Genomic DNA, 14,561 nt, shown 5'->3' with positions numbered 1-14,561 from the left:
GTTCTAAGGCGTGCCTAGCGTGGTATGGGGAGTACTCCTAGGGGTATTGCTTCTCCTATGGTGTGGTTGTTATCAGGTCGGACGAAAGAGATATCCCGTGGATGCTCCAATCACGAAAGTGCTGAACCTACGATTGGAGCGATTTGCTCCGCCCATGTTGCTGATTTTAGAGAAAGTGAGATGGATCGAGCGGTTTCCAGCTCTCTTCTATACAATCCAACGGGCCATGCAAATTCTGTATGGTACACAGGTTGCTGCGAAATATAGTGCCATGTTCATGGCTGAATTGTTGAACTATGCTTTCTTGATGTTGGTCTTTGGCTGTGTGCTGCCTTTGTTAACCGATGGGCAAGTCATGGGGTTTGGCGTGGGCGCTGTGCTTGCGATCCTGCTTCCCGTGGCCATGGTGAAGGATTTAACCAAGCGGGTCGTTCGACGGGAGCAAGACTTATTAATTGAACTGCCGGAGTTTTTGAATCAAATGATTTTGCTTGTGAATGCAGGTGAGACGGTTCAGAAGGCTTTGATGCAATGTGTAGAGCGCAAGAAGGCGCATGGGGATCACCCGTTGTACAAAGAGCTGATCCAAATGGTTCACGAATGGCATAGCGGATATTCATTCCAGCAGTCTTTCGAACAGTTCAGCAAACGGTGCGCCGTACAAGAAGTCTCCATATTTACGACCACGATTATGCTTAATTACCGCCGAGGGGGAGACGAATTCGTCGTCGCTTTGCGGGATTTATCGCGTGTGTTATGGGAGAAGCGAAAAGCAGTCAGCCGTGTGCGGGGGGAGGAAGCATCTTCAAAGCTGGTGTTTCCGATGGTGATGGTATTTTTTGTTCTGCTTGTCCTGGTATGTACGCCGATGTTTTTAATGATGAATGGCTAGAGTCTAGGTTTATAACTTGAATAATAAGGGAGAGAAATGAAATGTTGAATCTAGGGAAGTTGCTGAATGACGTATGGAAAGATGAGGATGGACTTGGCACAGTTGAAATCATTTTTATCATTGCGGTATTGGTTGTGATCGTATTGTTATTCAAAGATAAAATTATGGAGTTTATTGAGCGCTTGATGGGAAAAGCAACTTCGGAATCAGATAAATTATTTGAGGGCTAAGATGTATCCTTCCCAGCTTCATTTCAGGATCAAATCGCTATTTCGTGAAGAAGGAACCTTTACGGTGGAAGCCTCTATGCTATTTCCGTTCATTTTTATGATCATCATGGTGTTATTGTTCTTCTGCTTGTATATGTACCAACAAGTGGTGCTTGTCTATGTCGGCGCTTCAACAGCTGAGCGCATAACCTATAACTGGGATAACTCGCACAAGGAAGTGAAGACAGGCGCCTTCCAGCACGGGCAATTTGATGGGTTGTATTGGAGGTTAACCGATGATCAGGCATTGGATATCCTGTTCGGAATCGGCTCGAATGTCCATAGCGTATCCTATGACTTACATCAAGAAGCGGGGGAGCGTGCCTCCCTTCCTACACGTAAAATAGCATCTCCAGCTGCATTTGTACCTGCAGCACTAAAGGGGGATATTCATTATCAGAATCAAATCTGGAAGCGTGAGATCACCGTTAACTTCGAAAATCCGGTTCGATTGGCGCCCTTAGAGTGGATCATGGGGCGTATGCCCTTGCAAGTGAAAATAACCAGTACGGTGGCAGATCCAGTGGAGTTTATCCGAACCGTCGAATTGGCTCGGTACTATGGAGCGAAGTTCAAAGGAGTAGGGGTTTCAGATGGAGCTGCCGTAACGAAAGATCAAGCTGGCGAAGTGCTGAAGGGCAAGCTCAGCCATGGAACGAAATAGTCAATACCTATCGACTGGGGGAGGACATGCGCAACGATCACCCATATAAGGAACATTCCATCAAATATAAGGAACATCCCAGCAAGGAAAAAGTGCAGCATCCGTTACGCAGGGGCTTCGTCCCCTTGCGTCGTTTGTTATACCGTCAGCAAGGTTCGGTGTCGGTTTTTCTTATCATGATGGTAGCCATTATTTTTATGTTTGTTGCTGTATTTATCGATTATGCCAGAATTACAGCCTTTCAATTACAAACTGAGCAGCTAGCCAAGTCAGGGATTCGCTCTGTGATGTCCAGTTATGAGCCTGCATTGCAAGAAAAATATGGTTTGTTTGCGTTAGGCGGCAGTGATTCGAATGAATTGTTAGCTTCCAGTGTGGCGGAGAGCACAGGAATTCGCTCACGGAAGGGTGAAGCGTTTCGTCTTCTAGACACAACACTTGATTCCCAGAGCGTCAATGGATCATCAGAACTCGGGCGGTATCCTGTCTTTGAACGGCAAATCCTTGAAGAAATGAAATATAAGGCACCCATCGATTTTACGTTAGAGATTGTGAATCGATTTAAGCCCCTTTCGCTGGTGATGAAGGAAGCATCCAAAACCACGGACCTCTTAGTCAAGCTGCAAAAACTTTATGAGAAGCGGGAGAAGTTGGTGGATCGGATAATGGAGGCGCAGAAGAAGGCCAGCCAGCTTGTGGAGCGTACTCATTTTGACACGAACTATGTGTTCTCAAATGGGCAGACCAGTCTTACGGATTCATCGCTGGGCTCGATTCACAGTGCAGCGGATATTGCAGCTCAATACGCAGATTATGTTCGGAAGAATTACGCTGATTCGAATCGGGATCCGGATGAAGACGCCCAATATGCAGAGGAAACATCAGACTATGAACGAGAAGCGGGGTGGTTCAGTAGTTCTTTTGCACGGGAAGCGACTCAAATCCAGCAGAAACATCGCAAACATCTCGAGGAGGTGAAGCCTCTATTTGGAGAAGTGCGCGAGATCAATGATCAGATGAAGGGAATCATTGCGGAAGCGGAACAGCAGAACAATGCAGATTATGATCAAGTAGGACAGGGCCGTACTCCTGCGAGTGGCGTTCCTAACCTTAAAGGGGATTCAAACCACGCGATCCAAGATATTCGAAATACCGTACAGCAGCTTGTGATGCCGGACGATTTTGTAAATTCATTCGAAGCAGAAGTACAAGGACAATTGGATTCATTCCAACGGTTTGAAGGCGAGGTTGGGAGCTTTCGATCGGTCGTCTCTTCATCAATTCCCAGTACATCGGGAAGCTCGGGCCCGTTAAAACAATCAGTTACCCAGATGAAGCGGAAGATCGATGATTATTTACAGGCTTATGTATGGAGCGATGCCGCGAATATCATTCTAGCACGGCAACAAGCTATCGCAACCAACAGATCTTCGGATAAAGAACGTAAACGTACTGAAGCCAAGTCGAAGGCAAAGCTCAGCGAAGTGCTGGGCTTATTAGATAAGCTAAAGCAAACCGCGAAGGAGAGCCAACAGGAATTCGATCAACTTGAGGGGTTTTTTGATGACAGCATCACTTTTAATGCTCAAAAGGACCGAGAAGCTGACACAGTGAGCATAGAAGGACAGCCAGAGGATGCCGGAAAACAATCGATGTCGATGATGGATGGACTTTATGGCGGTATGGCTGGGATGCTTGAAGGGGTCAGGGATGAGTTTTATCGGAATGAATATGCGGTGAACCATTTTACGAGATTTGAACCAGCCATGCTGAAGTCTTTATTTACTTCACATGATGTCGACAAGCAGTTGTCTAATGCCTTGCATGTCAAGAATCAAGAGCTGGAATACATTTTATATGGATTTCATCTTCCAGGAGGAAATGTATCCGCAGCTTACGGGGAAATTTTCAGCACGAGGCTAGCGATTCGTACAATGGAAGGCTTCGTGGAATGCAGCCGGATGGGACATCCCCTGCTAATCCTTGCCTCGGCCATCCTCTATGGCATTGAGCATGCGCTCCAGGATATGTTAGAGCTCGTGAACAAGGGGGATTTGGAGCTCTCGAAGTACGTGCCGCTGCGTCTGACTTACAAAGACCATCTTCGGATGTTCCTGATGCTTCATAGCCGTAATGAAAAAATGATGTCAAGAATGTTGGCACTCATTCAGTTCAATACAGGGATCAATCCGAATGAAAAGTTAACCTATATGGAAGGCGATGTTCGTGCATCTATTCATGTGTGGTTCTTACCCGGCGTGATGCGTTCGCTTCGTGATGTGCAGATGATCTCTCAGGGGGAATTTGAAGGTAATCGTTATTATGTAACGAAAAAAGCCGCTTTTTCCTATTAGAGGGTGACTTATTGAACGCGTATGAAAGTGGAGGCTTAGAATCATGAAGTATTTGCGTAAATGGATGACACGATATGATCAGGGAAGTATGACGGTAGAAGCAGCCATGATACTGCCGGTATTTCTTTTATTCGTGGTATTTCTGATCTATATCGTGAAGATGGCGTTCATAACGATGGCGCTTCAGGTGACGGTCTCCAATACCGTGAAACAACTAGCAACGCATATGTATCCCGTAGCAATGGTCATAGATCAGCAAGGTGAAGCGGAAGGCGCAGGGAAAAAATCAGGTACAAATCCAGGAGACGAAGTTCTTCTGGAATCTGGCGGACAGCAGCCTGCACCACCGAAGCTTACGTTCGATGAATTGGCGGATACCTATAATCAATTGTTTCCTCCACCTATCGGCGATTGGATAAAAAGCACGGATTTGTATGGTCAATTCGTGGATGCAGCTCATCAGGCAGCTGGAGATACGCTGGTAAAGCCTTTGATGAAGCCATATATGCAAGATACGATTCTGAACATCGATCGAATCCATGTGACGCGAGTTACCCTTCCTCAATGGAAGAAAAAAGAAAACATGATGATAGCACTCGAAGTTTCTTATACGATGCCCATGCGTGTTCCGTTCTTATCCCAAGCTCTTGTTTTGCAGGCAAAAGCGGCGGAACGTGTATGGGTAGGGGATACTTCGCAAGCAACACCAGGGGATGGAGAAGGAGGAGATGAATCCGGTCGTCCGCAGATCGTCTCTATAGAGCCGAATCCTTTGAAGCCGGGGTCTAGAGCAAAAATCAAAGTTAAGGTAGCTCCCAACCAAACGTCCCATGTGACTGTGTTCTATAAGAGCGGTGAAAGTACAGCTAAGTTTCTTGGCGATAAGACTGCAGATGTAGATGGCTATATTGAATGGGAATGGCATGTATCAGGCAATACGACGAAAGGGAGCACGGTCAAAATTGTAGTCGAGACAGCGGAGGGAAATAAGACAGAAACTCAAATTCAAGTAAAAGAATCATGAGAAGGAGGGAAATCGTTGCATATCGTGATGATCGTCATTGGTGTCGTTTTCCTGAGCATTGCTTTTTATAGTGATATCACGAGAATGAAAATTCCTAATTGGTTAACGATACCCATAACGGTGCTTGGTGTAGGCCTCCATACGTTAATGGAGGGATGGGAGGGGTTCTTATATGCCATTTCTGGAGTTGGGGCAGGGTTTGGTGTCCTATTCATTCTCTACGTATGTAAAGCCGTAGGCGCTGGGGATGTTAAATTGTTCGCGGCTGTAGGAGCAGTGGCGGGCGTGCAATTTACCCTGCAATCCTTAATGTATTCTGTCTTATATGCAGGTGTCATCGCTGCCATCGTACTCCTTGTCCGGCGCAAATCCATTTTCCCGTTGCATCAAGGAAGAATGCTTAGATTTCCCTTCATGTATGCGGTGTTACCGGGTATATGTACCGCGTTTTTATATATGCAGTAGGTGGATAGGAGGGTTAGGATGTTTGGATTTCAAGCACGATTCACACAGAATGGATCCACATGGATGATTTTGGAGAAGGAAGGCGGTGAAGGCAAGACAGGCAATGAAGGCGGCTTTATAAGTGATGAACTGATGCCGATCGAAGTCAAAATGATTCAATCTACTGTGATTCCGCAGTGTATTCCACTTGATTTTTATGAACTGGATCTGAAAATTACGTTACGATATAACATTTCAGGCAAGCGAATGTTATCGCAATGCTTGAGGGGAGAGAAGCTAACATTAGGTACCCTCTACGCGATTCTTTTACAGCTTGTCACGATCTTGGATCATAGCCGACGATATATGCTGCGACCGGACCATTATGTATTGCATCCTGATTATATGTTTATAGAGGGAACTTTGGAGATGGGGGCTGTATGGGTATGTTACGTTCCTGTCGTAGAAGCCCTGCAGCCGGAGCCCTTGCATCAACGCGTTCGCGGGATATTGACGATGCTCATGGGATCGGTTACGGAACTATCCGGTAACGGGATCCAACAACTGATTCAATATTGTCAGGAGAGTCAATTTAGCCTTGAGGGGTTTAAAACATTGCTGCTTCAATTACTGACGAATCAGAACGGCATGCCTGAAAATCCTTCGGTTACGCCGATAGAAAAGGCATGTATTCCTTCCCCAGGTTTAGGTCGAATACAGAAACATCATGAACCACCTATAGATGCTGCCATGACCCCATCATTCTCCGGCAGGCTTGATGGGAACATCATCTCCCCAGAGATCATGCAGCCTGATTCCAGACTAGAGCAAGGGGAAGTATTTTCATTGCGTAAATATATGACCTATATTCTCTTAGGCGGTGTCTTGTTTCTTGCCCTAATCTGGAAGTATGTATACGTATCCTATGAGGCCGTTGATGGGATGTTCTTTGTATGTATGGGTCTATCTTTACTGGTTGGGGACGTGATATTCCTAGCTTGGCGTGGATATTCCCCTTCATGGTTAAAGGGAAAGCAAGAATTGGCTCTGGATGGAGGAGCGGGAACATGGGAAGATCCTTCACAGGATGTGGACCGTAACTTCCGAGAATCTAAGCATAAATGGCAGGAACCAGATAATGAAGCATCGGGGTTGCTATTTCAAGTGCTTTCATTTACTGCAGATAAGTTGACAAGCGGGTCACGTCAGCCACTGCAAGAGAAGCAAGCATCGAATCCCTATGGAGTGATGGCCCCGATTGTTGCCCCGATCGTTCAAGAGCCGACCGTGTGGTTACATGAAGGACAGACAGAAACGTTGAACCGTGAATTGAAAAAGAAGCCTATCATAGAACGCCTAATTCCAGGTCGCCATGATCCTGAACAAATTCAGATCCAGCAAGCAAGCTTCATCATTGGCAGAAGCGGCGACGTAGCCCATTATCTGGATACGTCGCCTGGGGTGTCCCGTACCCACGTAGAAATTATTGAATCGCAAGAAGGGTACCACATCAAGGATCTGGGATCTAAAAACGGCACCAAGCTTCGCAAGGAGCCTATGGTGCCGTATACTGCCTATCCGCTTGCTGACGGTGATCGGTTCGTCGTCGCACAATCGGAATATGTATTTAAATGGGTTGAATAATGGTTAATGGTCGATCTAATACGTCGAACTTGACCTTAGATTTTGTAATGCGGATTCCAGCGTAGGATAGCGGAAGGTAAATCCATGATTCAGTGCCGCGTTCGGGAGAACCTGTTGTCCTTCGAGCAGAAGTATGGATAATTCGCCGAATAGACCTTTTAATAAAACGGCAGGAACGGGGAACCAGTGTGGGCGATGATAGACCCTAGCTAACACGCGTCCGAATTCATCATTTCGCACAGGAACCGGCGCCGTTGCATTGACAGGGCCTGAGACATCTTCTTGCCGCAGGCAAAAATCAATTAAACGAACCATATCCTCGATATGAATCCAAGAGAACCATTGGCGTCCGTTGCCGACTCGTCCGCCGCCACCCAGCATGTAAGGGAGCTTCATGAGCGGATAGGCACCGCCTTTATTGCCGAGTACAAGTCCTACACGGAGTTTCACGAGACGAGAGACCGGTATGGCATCGGCAGCTTGTTCCCATTGTTCGACCACTTCGGCGAGAAAATCTGTGGGATGGTGCGGACTGGTCTCGTCGAAGCTTTCGACTTCAGACGTGCCGTGAATGGAGATCCCGGAGGCATTAATCACAACCTGAGGTTTCGGATGCAGCGCTGTGACGAGGTTAGCAACGCGGGCTGCCGCTTGCAGACGAGATTCGAGAATCCGTTGTTTGGCTGCTTCTGTCCAACGTTGGTTAATCGATTCTCCCGTTAGATTAATAATCGCATCGATCCCGGCTAAGGTCTGTGGGTCTGAATGAAGTTGATCCCATGTCACGTATGTAACCTGTGGATGTCGTTGATGATCCTTCGGGATTTTACGTGTAATAATGACGACGGAATCTTGTTGCTGCACGAAGAAATGGGTCAAAGCCGTTCCCACAAATCCTGTTCCGCCGCATATCGCAATGTTCATCGTTCCACGATCCCTTCCTATGGATAACTAACTCTAACTGAGCATCCTATTTGTTCAATAAATGTTTATACGGCGTATAGTCGATCTGACTTTTTTCTAAAAAGCTAACTAAACTTTTATAGTCGCGTTTGGGCGTTGCAACGATATAGCCTTTAATACAATGATCTCTTGTCACTTCGGAGGCACCGCTCTCGATCGCGATTTGACCGATTTGCGCTGCAATGGAATGCTTCGCAATGTCGCGGAATGCTTTGGGTACTGGTGCGACCAATTCGGCTAAGAACGCTTTGGAATCCTCTGTCCATAGGTCACGGCTCGCATCTACCCAGTGGTTCTGCCAGTCAAGCTTGGATTTGCCGTCTTGCTTCGGCAGAACCTTGAAAAATTTGCGGAACATAAAGTACCCGCCAATCGACATGAAAAACAAAAGAACAAACGTCCAGAACGCAATCACGAGCATGAATCCATTACTTGGTCCTTGCGATGCCGCAGCAGGCCATAACGCAGTTAAATGCATATTTGTCACCTCATTCATCTAAATAACCATGATCACAGGTTTTTCCAGTATCTTTCTAGTAGGATTATAACGTATTTCTAGCTTTATGACGATAATCAAGGTAAAATAAGGTTTGATTATGGAAAAAAGGAGCATGAAATATGTTGAAGATTGGATCACACGTTTCATTTTCAGATAAAGGGCTGTTAACCGCAGCGAAAGAAGCCATCTCTTATGGCTCGAGCACATTTATGATTTATACAGGGGCTCCGCAGAATACGCGCCGCAAAGCGATTGATGCACTTTATATTCCAGAAGGAAGAGAAGTCATGGCACAGCATGGGATTGACGAAATCGTCGTGCATGCGCCGTATATCATTAATCTGGGCTCGTACAAGGATTCAACCTTTGAGCTTGCCGTAAATTTCTTGCAAGAAGAAATTCGCCGTACACAAGCCATTGGCGTCCGCAATATTGTTCTTCATCCGGGTGCCTACACGGATAAAGATGCTGCCTATGGCGTGCAGCGCATCGCTGAAGGACTGAATGAAGTTCTTCGAGCTACGAGCGAAACGGATGTTAATATTGCCTTGGAGACCATGGCGGGCAAAGGTACGGAAGTGGGACGCAGCTTCGATGAGCTTGCGGCTATTATCGATAAAGTAGAAGATAATCGTCGTCTAACCGTATGTTTAGACACATGCCATATTCATGACGCTGGCTATGATATTGTCAACAATCTGGATGGCGTACTTGAAGAGTTCGACCGTATTGTAGGGTTGGATCGTATTGCAGTTGTGCATATGAATGACAGTAAAAATCCGGTTGGAGCGGGTAAAGACAGACATGCTCCGGTAGGTGCAGGCTGGCTTGGACATCACGCGATGAAACGCGTTATCCAACATGAAGCCCTCGCAGGCAGACCTTTTATTCTGGAGACACCTTGGATTGGTTCTGACGCGAAGAAAGAGCGTCCGATGTATGAAGCAGAAATTGCGTTGCTTCGCGGAGATGTGGAAGCGCGCTTTGGACAAGCCTATCTTGAAGATGTGGAACGTCTAAGCTCGTTTTTCCAACAGCAGGATATCGACGCTCGCGAGTACGTGTTATCCGTATGGACAACGTTGAAGAATGATGCGAAAGCGAAGAAAGCAGATCCACGCGAACCGATGGATCGCCTTTACGAGATGATTATGGAAGCGAATTTGTTCGAAGCGTTGAGTGAAGAGCAAATCAACCAACGTATTTTGGGCTGGTTTGCCCGTTAATCTATTACACAGAAATTGAGGTAGAATCATGGACAACCGGAATCGTGCAAGAATGTTAATCTCCTGCCCTGATCAGGCAGGTATTGTCGCAACGGTATCGCAATTTTTGTATGAGCATGGTGCGAATATCGTTCAATCTGATCAATATACCATGGATCCCGAGGGCGGCATGTTCTTCATGCGCATCGAATTTGATCTTGCGCATCTGAGCGAGTTGCATCCGAAGCTGGAGCAGGACTTTGCGGTAATTGCAGACAAGTTCCAAATGAAGTGGAACATTCATGAAGTGAGCAAGAAGAAGCGCCTAGCTATCTTTGTGTCAAAGGAAGATCATTGTCTTGTTGAATTATTATGGCAATGGCAAGCGGGCGATCTCGATGCTGACATCGCGATGGTCGTAAGTAACCATAACGATATGCGGGAGTACGTGGAACAGTTCGGTATCCCGTACCATCATATTCCGGTGACGAAGGATTCGAAAGAAGAAGCTGAGCGTCAACAACTTGCGGTTGTGGATGGCCAAGTGGATGTTATCATTCTTGCGAGATACATGCAGATTATTTCACCGAAATTCCTCGAACATTATGCGAATCGCATTATTAATATCCACCATTCGTTTTTACCGGCGTTCGTAGGCGGCAAACCGTATGCTCAAGCTTATAATCGCGGTGTGAAAATTATCGGGGCAACAGCACATTATGTGACAGAGGAATTGGACGGCGGTCCAATCATTGAACAAGACGTACAGCGCGTAAGCCACCGTGATGAGGTCGACGAATTGAAACGTATCGGACGTACGATTGAGCGTGTCGTATTGGCGCGTGCCGTGCATTGGCATATCGAAGATCGTATCCTCGTACACCAGAACAAAACCGTGGTATTTAATTAGGGACAAAGACATCCTACTCTTTTGCAGATTGGATGTCTTTTTTTGTTGGAGGAAGTGAGATAAAGTGGAGATTTGGATAAGATATAAAGGTTATGGGTGTTCAAAATAATTTTATGAAATTGCGTATTGGAAAGTCATGTGCGGTCGTGGTACAATAGTAGCAATGTAATACTCTCAAATTGATAATATTAAAAGTAATGAATGGAGGATTCACAACATGACAGTGAGCAACAAGTCAGTAGAACAGCTATCGATCGATACAATCCGTACGTTAGCGATTGATGCGATTGAGAAAGCAAATTCAGGTCACCCTGGTATGCCAATGGGTGCTGCCCCAATGGGATACGAATTATTTGCAAAAGTGATGAACCACAACCCAGAAAATCCAACATGGATTAACCGCGACCGTTTCGTTCTTTCCGCAGGTCATGGTTCCATGTTATTGTACAGCTTGCTTCACTTAAGCGGCTATGATTTACCTCTTGAGGAGTTGAAAAACTTCCGTCAATGGGGAAGCTTAACGCCAGGACATCCAGAGTTCGGACATACAGCAGGTGTTGATGCGACAACAGGTCCTTTGGGTCAAGGGATTGCAATGGCTGTGGGTATGGCGCTTGCTGAAACACAACTTGGCGCGACTTACAACAAAGATAACTTCAAAGTGGTTGACCACTTCGTATATTCCATTTGCGGCGACGGCGATTTGATGGAAGGCGTTTCTCACGAAGCAGCTTCTCTTGCAGGTCACTTGAAACTAGGCAAATTGGTTGTTCTTTATGATTCCAACGATATTTCATTGGACGGTAAATTGGGTCTGTCGAACTCTGAATCCGCTAAAATGCGTTTTGAAGCTTATGGCTGGCAAGTATTGCGCGTTGAAGACGGCAATGATTTAGCTGCTCTAGAAAATGCGATTAGCCAAGCGAAGCAAGAGTTGAACAAACCGACATTAATCGAAGTAAAAACGGTTATCGGTTACGGCAGCCCGAACAAACAAGGTAAAGGCGGCCATGGCGGTACACACGGATCTCCACTTGGTGCAGACGAAACCAAATTAACGAAAGAATTCTACGGCTGGACATCAGAAGAAGCTTTCTATGTGCCGCAAGAAGTTCGCGCTCACTTCCAAGCCGTGAAAGATCGCGGCATTGCAGCGAACCAAACATGGAACGAACAATTTGCAGCTTACAAAGCAGCATACCCAGAACTTGCTAAGCAATTCGAGCAAGCGGTGAGCGGCGAGCTTCCTGAAGGCTGGGACAAAGATCTTCCTAAATATACAGTACAAGATAAAGCCGTTTCGACACGTGTTGCTTCCGGTAACGCTTTGAACGGTCTTGCGCCGAACGTGCCGAACTTAATGGGCGGTTCTGCGGACTTGGAAAGCTCCACCATGACGCATCTTAAAGGCATCGACGTCTACAATGCAGAGAACTATGCAGGCCGTAACATCTATTTCGGCGTTCGTGAGTTTGGCATGGCGACAGCGATGAACGGTATGATGCTTCATGGCGGCGTACGCGTATTCGGCGGTACGTTCTTCGTATTTACCGACTACTTGCGTCCAGCGGTTCGTTTATCCGCAATCATGGGTCTTCCGGTTGTATACGTCTTGACGCATGACTCTATCGCAGTGGGTGAAGACGGTCCTACCCATGAACCGATTGAACAATTGGCTTCCCTTCGCATTATCCCGAACTTGACGGTTCTTCGTCCTGCTGACGGTAACGAAACATCTGCTGCATGGGCATATGCGGTTGAGAACCGTAAGAATCCAGTAGCGCTTGTATTGACTCGTCAAAACTTGCCAATCTTGGATACGACGGCTGAACTTGCTCGCGAAGGCATCAAAAAAGGTGCGTATGTTGTATCTGAAGCAGCAAATGGCAAACCGCAAGCACAAATCATCGCTACAGGTTCTGAAGTACAATTGGCTGTTGCAGCGCAAAAAGCATTGGCTGAAGAAGGCGTTCAAGTACGCGTAATCAGCATGCCAAGCTGGGATTTGTTCGATAAACAATCGAAGGAATACAAAGCTTCCGTGATCTTGCCAGAGGTTAAAGCTCGTCTTGCGATCGAGATGGCTCATCCAATGGGTTGGGAGAAATATGTTGGCGATCAAGGCGATATCCTTGCCATCTCTACATTCGGTGCTTCCGCTCCTGGCGACCGCGTGATCAAAGAATACGGCTTTACTGTTGAAAACGTGGTAAGCAAAGTAAAAGCATTGCTTTAATTTTCTGGGGAGAAGGTAAGAGACATGGCGGAGAGCAAACAATTTGACAATGTAACTGTAGTGAAACAAGCGAACGTGTACTTCGATGGTAAAGTAACAAGCCGTACCGTGGTGTTCGAGGATGGAACGAAGAAAACGTTAGGGATTATGCTGCCAGGCGATTATGAGTTTGGCACAGATGCCATAGAAATCATGGAGATTCTTGCCGGTGATTTGAAAGTGCAATTGCCAGGCAGTGACGCGTGGATTCACATTCAAGGCGAAGGTGAATTTACAGTGCCCGCGAACTCCAAATTCAAGCTGCAAATAGCTACCGTTACGGACTATTGCTGCTCTTACATCTCAGAATAAGGACCGACATGTTTCAATTAAAAAAAGAAGGGTGGCCCGCCGGTCCTGTGAAGGATATCGGCGACCACCCTTTTCTAGAATAGTTAATCTCCGATTCGTTTGCCTAGCCATTGCTCATAAGCTTTGGCTACGGCAGATAAATCTTCTTCACCGAACCCGTGGGTTTGTCCCATTTGCAGCATGCTCTTCGCCGCTTCAAGCATTGGCGTCGGCAGTTGCATTTCATCGGTAAGCTGTGAAGAAAGCTTCATGTCTTTTAGCATTAAATTCAGAGAGAATTGGTTGCTGAAATCATGTTCAATGATTTTGCGCCCTTTCAACTCCGCTGCTTTACTGCCCGCAGATCCGGATTGAATGAGCTCCATAAAGTTGTACATGGGAAGGTTGGCTTTGGCTGCAATAGAGAAGCCTTCTGCCAGTGCGACATTGTTAATGCCGACGATGGTGTTATGAGCAAGCTTCGCAACAGCACCGCTGCCGTTCTCGCCCATGTATAGGAATTTCGTGCCGAGCGCTTGGAATACATCCATATGCGCTTCCATGGCAGCTTCTTTGCCGCCGATCATGAACAACAAGGTTCCGTTGACTGCACCAGGCTTACTTCCTGTAACCGGAGCATCTAAGAAATCAACGCCCTTCGCAGCCAGATCGCTTGCGAGACGCTTCACAAGACCGGGAGAGAGCGTACTGCAGTCGATAATCGTTAATTTATCATGGAGACCGGCAAAAATACCATTGCTGCCGTAGTAGACTTCTTCTGTCGCTTGGTCATTGCTTATGATCGAGATCAGTACATCTGCTGCTTTCGCCGCTTCAGCAGGAGATGAAGCAACGTTGGCGCCTAACGCGCGTGCTTCTTCAGCTTTGGATGCTGTGCGGTTGTATACCGTTACGGCAAAGCCTTTGTTCAATAAATTAGCAACCATGGGCGCGCCCATGGTTCCGAGACCAATAAAACCTACATGTTTCATGAGAATCACCTCGTCCTTACAGGTTGTAATCAAAAGCTTTTCATATTCTAACATAAATTTGATGCAAGAGGGACGACAGGAACTTGTATTATTGGTTAAAATCCAGTATCCTTAGGCTAGTCGATGGTTTGGCGG

At 46.5% G+C, this 14,561-nt stretch carries 14 protein-coding genes; 11 read left to right on the top strand and 3 right to left on the bottom strand.

The window, feature by feature from the left end:
• Nucleotides 1-10 precede the first annotated feature (10 nt).
• Genes BVG16_RS17485 through BVG16_RS17455 form a run of 7 tightly spaced genes read left to right on the top strand, consistent with a single transcriptional unit; the run spans nucleotide 11 to nucleotide 7,291 of the window.
• Nucleotides 11-892, top strand: coding sequence for a type II secretion system F family protein (locus BVG16_RS17485; RefSeq protein WP_078500026.1), 882 nt, complete (start codon nucleotides 11-13; stop codon nucleotides 890-892).
• A 41-nt stretch (nucleotides 893-933) separates the two neighbouring features.
• Complete coding sequence (locus BVG16_RS17480) at nucleotides 934-1,122, top strand: Flp1 family type IVb pilin (RefSeq protein WP_078500024.1); 189 nt, start codon at nucleotides 934-936, stop codon at nucleotides 1,120-1,122.
• Nucleotide 1,123: 1 nt separating this feature from the next.
• Nucleotides 1,124-1,825: a TadE family protein gene (locus BVG16_RS17475; RefSeq protein WP_078500022.1), complete on the top strand. Its 702-nt coding sequence runs from the start codon at nucleotides 1,124-1,126 to the stop codon at nucleotides 1,823-1,825.
• Between the two features lie 26 nt (nucleotides 1,826-1,851).
• A complete protein-coding gene (locus tag BVG16_RS17470; protein WP_078500020.1) occupies nucleotides 1,852-4,179 on the top strand; it encodes a TadE/TadG family type IV pilus assembly protein in 2,328 nt (775 codons plus the stop codon).
• A 43-nt stretch (nucleotides 4,180-4,222) separates the two neighbouring features.
• Nucleotides 4,223-5,203 (top strand): TadE/TadG family type IV pilus assembly protein, encoded by a 981-nt coding sequence (locus BVG16_RS17465; protein ID WP_078500018.1) that lies wholly within the window; start codon nucleotides 4,223-4,225, stop codon nucleotides 5,201-5,203.
• 24 nt (nucleotides 5,204-5,227) lie between these two features.
• Nucleotides 5,228-5,668 (top strand): A24 family peptidase, encoded by a 441-nt coding sequence (locus BVG16_RS17460; protein WP_332888793.1) that lies wholly within the window; start codon nucleotides 5,228-5,230, stop codon nucleotides 5,666-5,668.
• Between the two features lie 18 nt (nucleotides 5,669-5,686).
• Nucleotides 5,687-7,291, top strand: coding sequence for a DUF6382 domain-containing protein (locus tag BVG16_RS17455; RefSeq protein ID WP_078500016.1), 1,605 nt, complete (start codon nucleotides 5,687-5,689; stop codon nucleotides 7,289-7,291).
• A 15-nt stretch (nucleotides 7,292-7,306) separates the two neighbouring features.
• Here BVG16_RS17455 and BVG16_RS17450 read toward each other — a convergent pair whose 3' ends face one another.
• Both BVG16_RS17450 and BVG16_RS17445 read right to left on the bottom strand, forming a co-directional pair.
• Nucleotides 7,307-8,215 carry a TIGR01777 family oxidoreductase gene (locus BVG16_RS17450; protein WP_078500014.1) on the bottom strand — a complete coding sequence of 303 codons (909 nt, stop codon included), beginning with the start codon at nucleotides 8,213-8,215 and terminating at the stop codon, nucleotides 7,307-7,309.
• 46 nt (nucleotides 8,216-8,261) lie between these two features.
• Nucleotides 8,262-8,732, bottom strand: coding sequence for a DUF2621 domain-containing protein (locus BVG16_RS17445; RefSeq protein ID WP_078500013.1), 471 nt, complete (start codon nucleotides 8,730-8,732; stop codon nucleotides 8,262-8,264).
• A 140-nt stretch (nucleotides 8,733-8,872) separates the two neighbouring features.
• On the opposite strand from BVG16_RS17445, the gene BVG16_RS17440 reads away from it, so the two are divergent.
• The 4 genes from BVG16_RS17440 to ppnP all read left to right on the top strand — a co-directional run bounded on the left by BVG16_RS17440 (nucleotide 8,873) and on the right by ppnP (nucleotide 13,455).
• Entirely contained in the window at nucleotides 8,873-9,979 is a 1,107-nt protein-coding gene (locus BVG16_RS17440; RefSeq protein WP_078500012.1) for a deoxyribonuclease IV, read from the top strand.
• Between the two features lie 28 nt (nucleotides 9,980-10,007).
• A complete protein-coding gene (gene purU / locus BVG16_RS17435) occupies nucleotides 10,008-10,868 on the top strand; it encodes a formyltetrahydrofolate deformylase (RefSeq protein ID WP_078500011.1) in 861 nt (286 codons plus the stop codon).
• Nucleotides 10,869-11,085: 217 nt separating this feature from the next.
• Nucleotides 11,086-13,104, top strand: coding sequence for a transketolase (gene tkt, locus BVG16_RS17430; protein ID WP_078500010.1), 2,019 nt, complete (start codon nucleotides 11,086-11,088; stop codon nucleotides 13,102-13,104).
• 24 nt (nucleotides 13,105-13,128) lie between these two features.
• A complete protein-coding gene (gene ppnP / locus BVG16_RS17425) occupies nucleotides 13,129-13,455 on the top strand; it encodes a pyrimidine/purine nucleoside phosphorylase (protein WP_078500009.1) in 327 nt (108 codons plus the stop codon).
• 83 nt (nucleotides 13,456-13,538) lie between these two features.
• Here the strand turns inward: ppnP and BVG16_RS17420 are convergent, their stop codons facing one another.
• Nucleotides 13,539-14,426, bottom strand: a complete 888-nt coding sequence (locus tag BVG16_RS17420) for an NAD(P)-dependent oxidoreductase (RefSeq protein WP_078500008.1) — start codon at nucleotides 14,424-14,426, stop codon at nucleotides 13,539-13,541.
• Between the last annotated feature and the right edge of the window lie 135 nt (nucleotides 14,427-14,561).

Origin of the sequence: Paenibacillus selenitireducens (assembly GCF_002021565.1) — a bacterium.
Lineage (GTDB): Bacteria > Bacillota > Bacilli > Paenibacillales > Paenibacillaceae > Paenibacillus_K > Paenibacillus_K selenitireducens.
Note: the sequence above shows the minus strand (reverse complement) of the source record. Positions and strands in the feature narration are given on the sequence as shown.

What these genes read in the sequence shown, in the direction of transcription:
- BVG16_RS17440 (WP_078500012.1), top strand. Translation starts at nt 8,873, where the DNA reads ATGTTGAAGATTGGATCACACGTTTCATTTTCAGATAAAGGGCTGTTA.
- ppnP (WP_078500009.1), top strand. Translation starts at nt 13,129, where the DNA reads ATGGCGGAGAGCAAACAATTTGACAATGTAACTGTAGTGAAACAAGCG.
- purU (WP_078500011.1), top strand. Translation starts at nt 10,008, where the DNA reads ATGGACAACCGGAATCGTGCAAGAATGTTAATCTCCTGCCCTGATCAG.
- BVG16_RS17465 (WP_078500018.1), top strand. Translation starts at nt 4,223, where the DNA reads ATGAAGTATTTGCGTAAATGGATGACACGATATGATCAGGGAAGTATG.
- BVG16_RS17445 (WP_078500013.1), bottom strand. Translation starts at nt 8,732, where the DNA reads ATGCATTTAACTGCGTTATGGCCTGCTGCGGCATCGCAAGGACCAAGT.
- BVG16_RS17450 (WP_078500014.1), bottom strand. Translation starts at nt 8,215, where the DNA reads ATGAACATTGCGATATGCGGCGGAACAGGATTTGTGGGAACGGCTTTG.
- BVG16_RS17455 (WP_078500016.1), top strand. Translation starts at nt 5,687, where the DNA reads ATGTTTGGATTTCAAGCACGATTCACACAGAATGGATCCACATGGATG.
- tkt (WP_078500010.1), top strand. Translation starts at nt 11,086, where the DNA reads ATGACAGTGAGCAACAAGTCAGTAGAACAGCTATCGATCGATACAATC.
- BVG16_RS17475 (WP_078500022.1), top strand. Translation starts at nt 1,124, where the DNA reads ATGTATCCTTCCCAGCTTCATTTCAGGATCAAATCGCTATTTCGTGAA.
- BVG16_RS17470 (WP_078500020.1), top strand. Translation starts at nt 1,852, where the DNA reads ATGCGCAACGATCACCCATATAAGGAACATTCCATCAAATATAAGGAA.
- BVG16_RS17420 (WP_078500008.1), bottom strand. Translation starts at nt 14,426, where the DNA reads ATGAAACATGTAGGTTTTATTGGTCTCGGAACCATGGGCGCGCCCATG.
- BVG16_RS17480 (WP_078500024.1), top strand. Translation starts at nt 934, where the DNA reads ATGTTGAATCTAGGGAAGTTGCTGAATGACGTATGGAAAGATGAGGAT.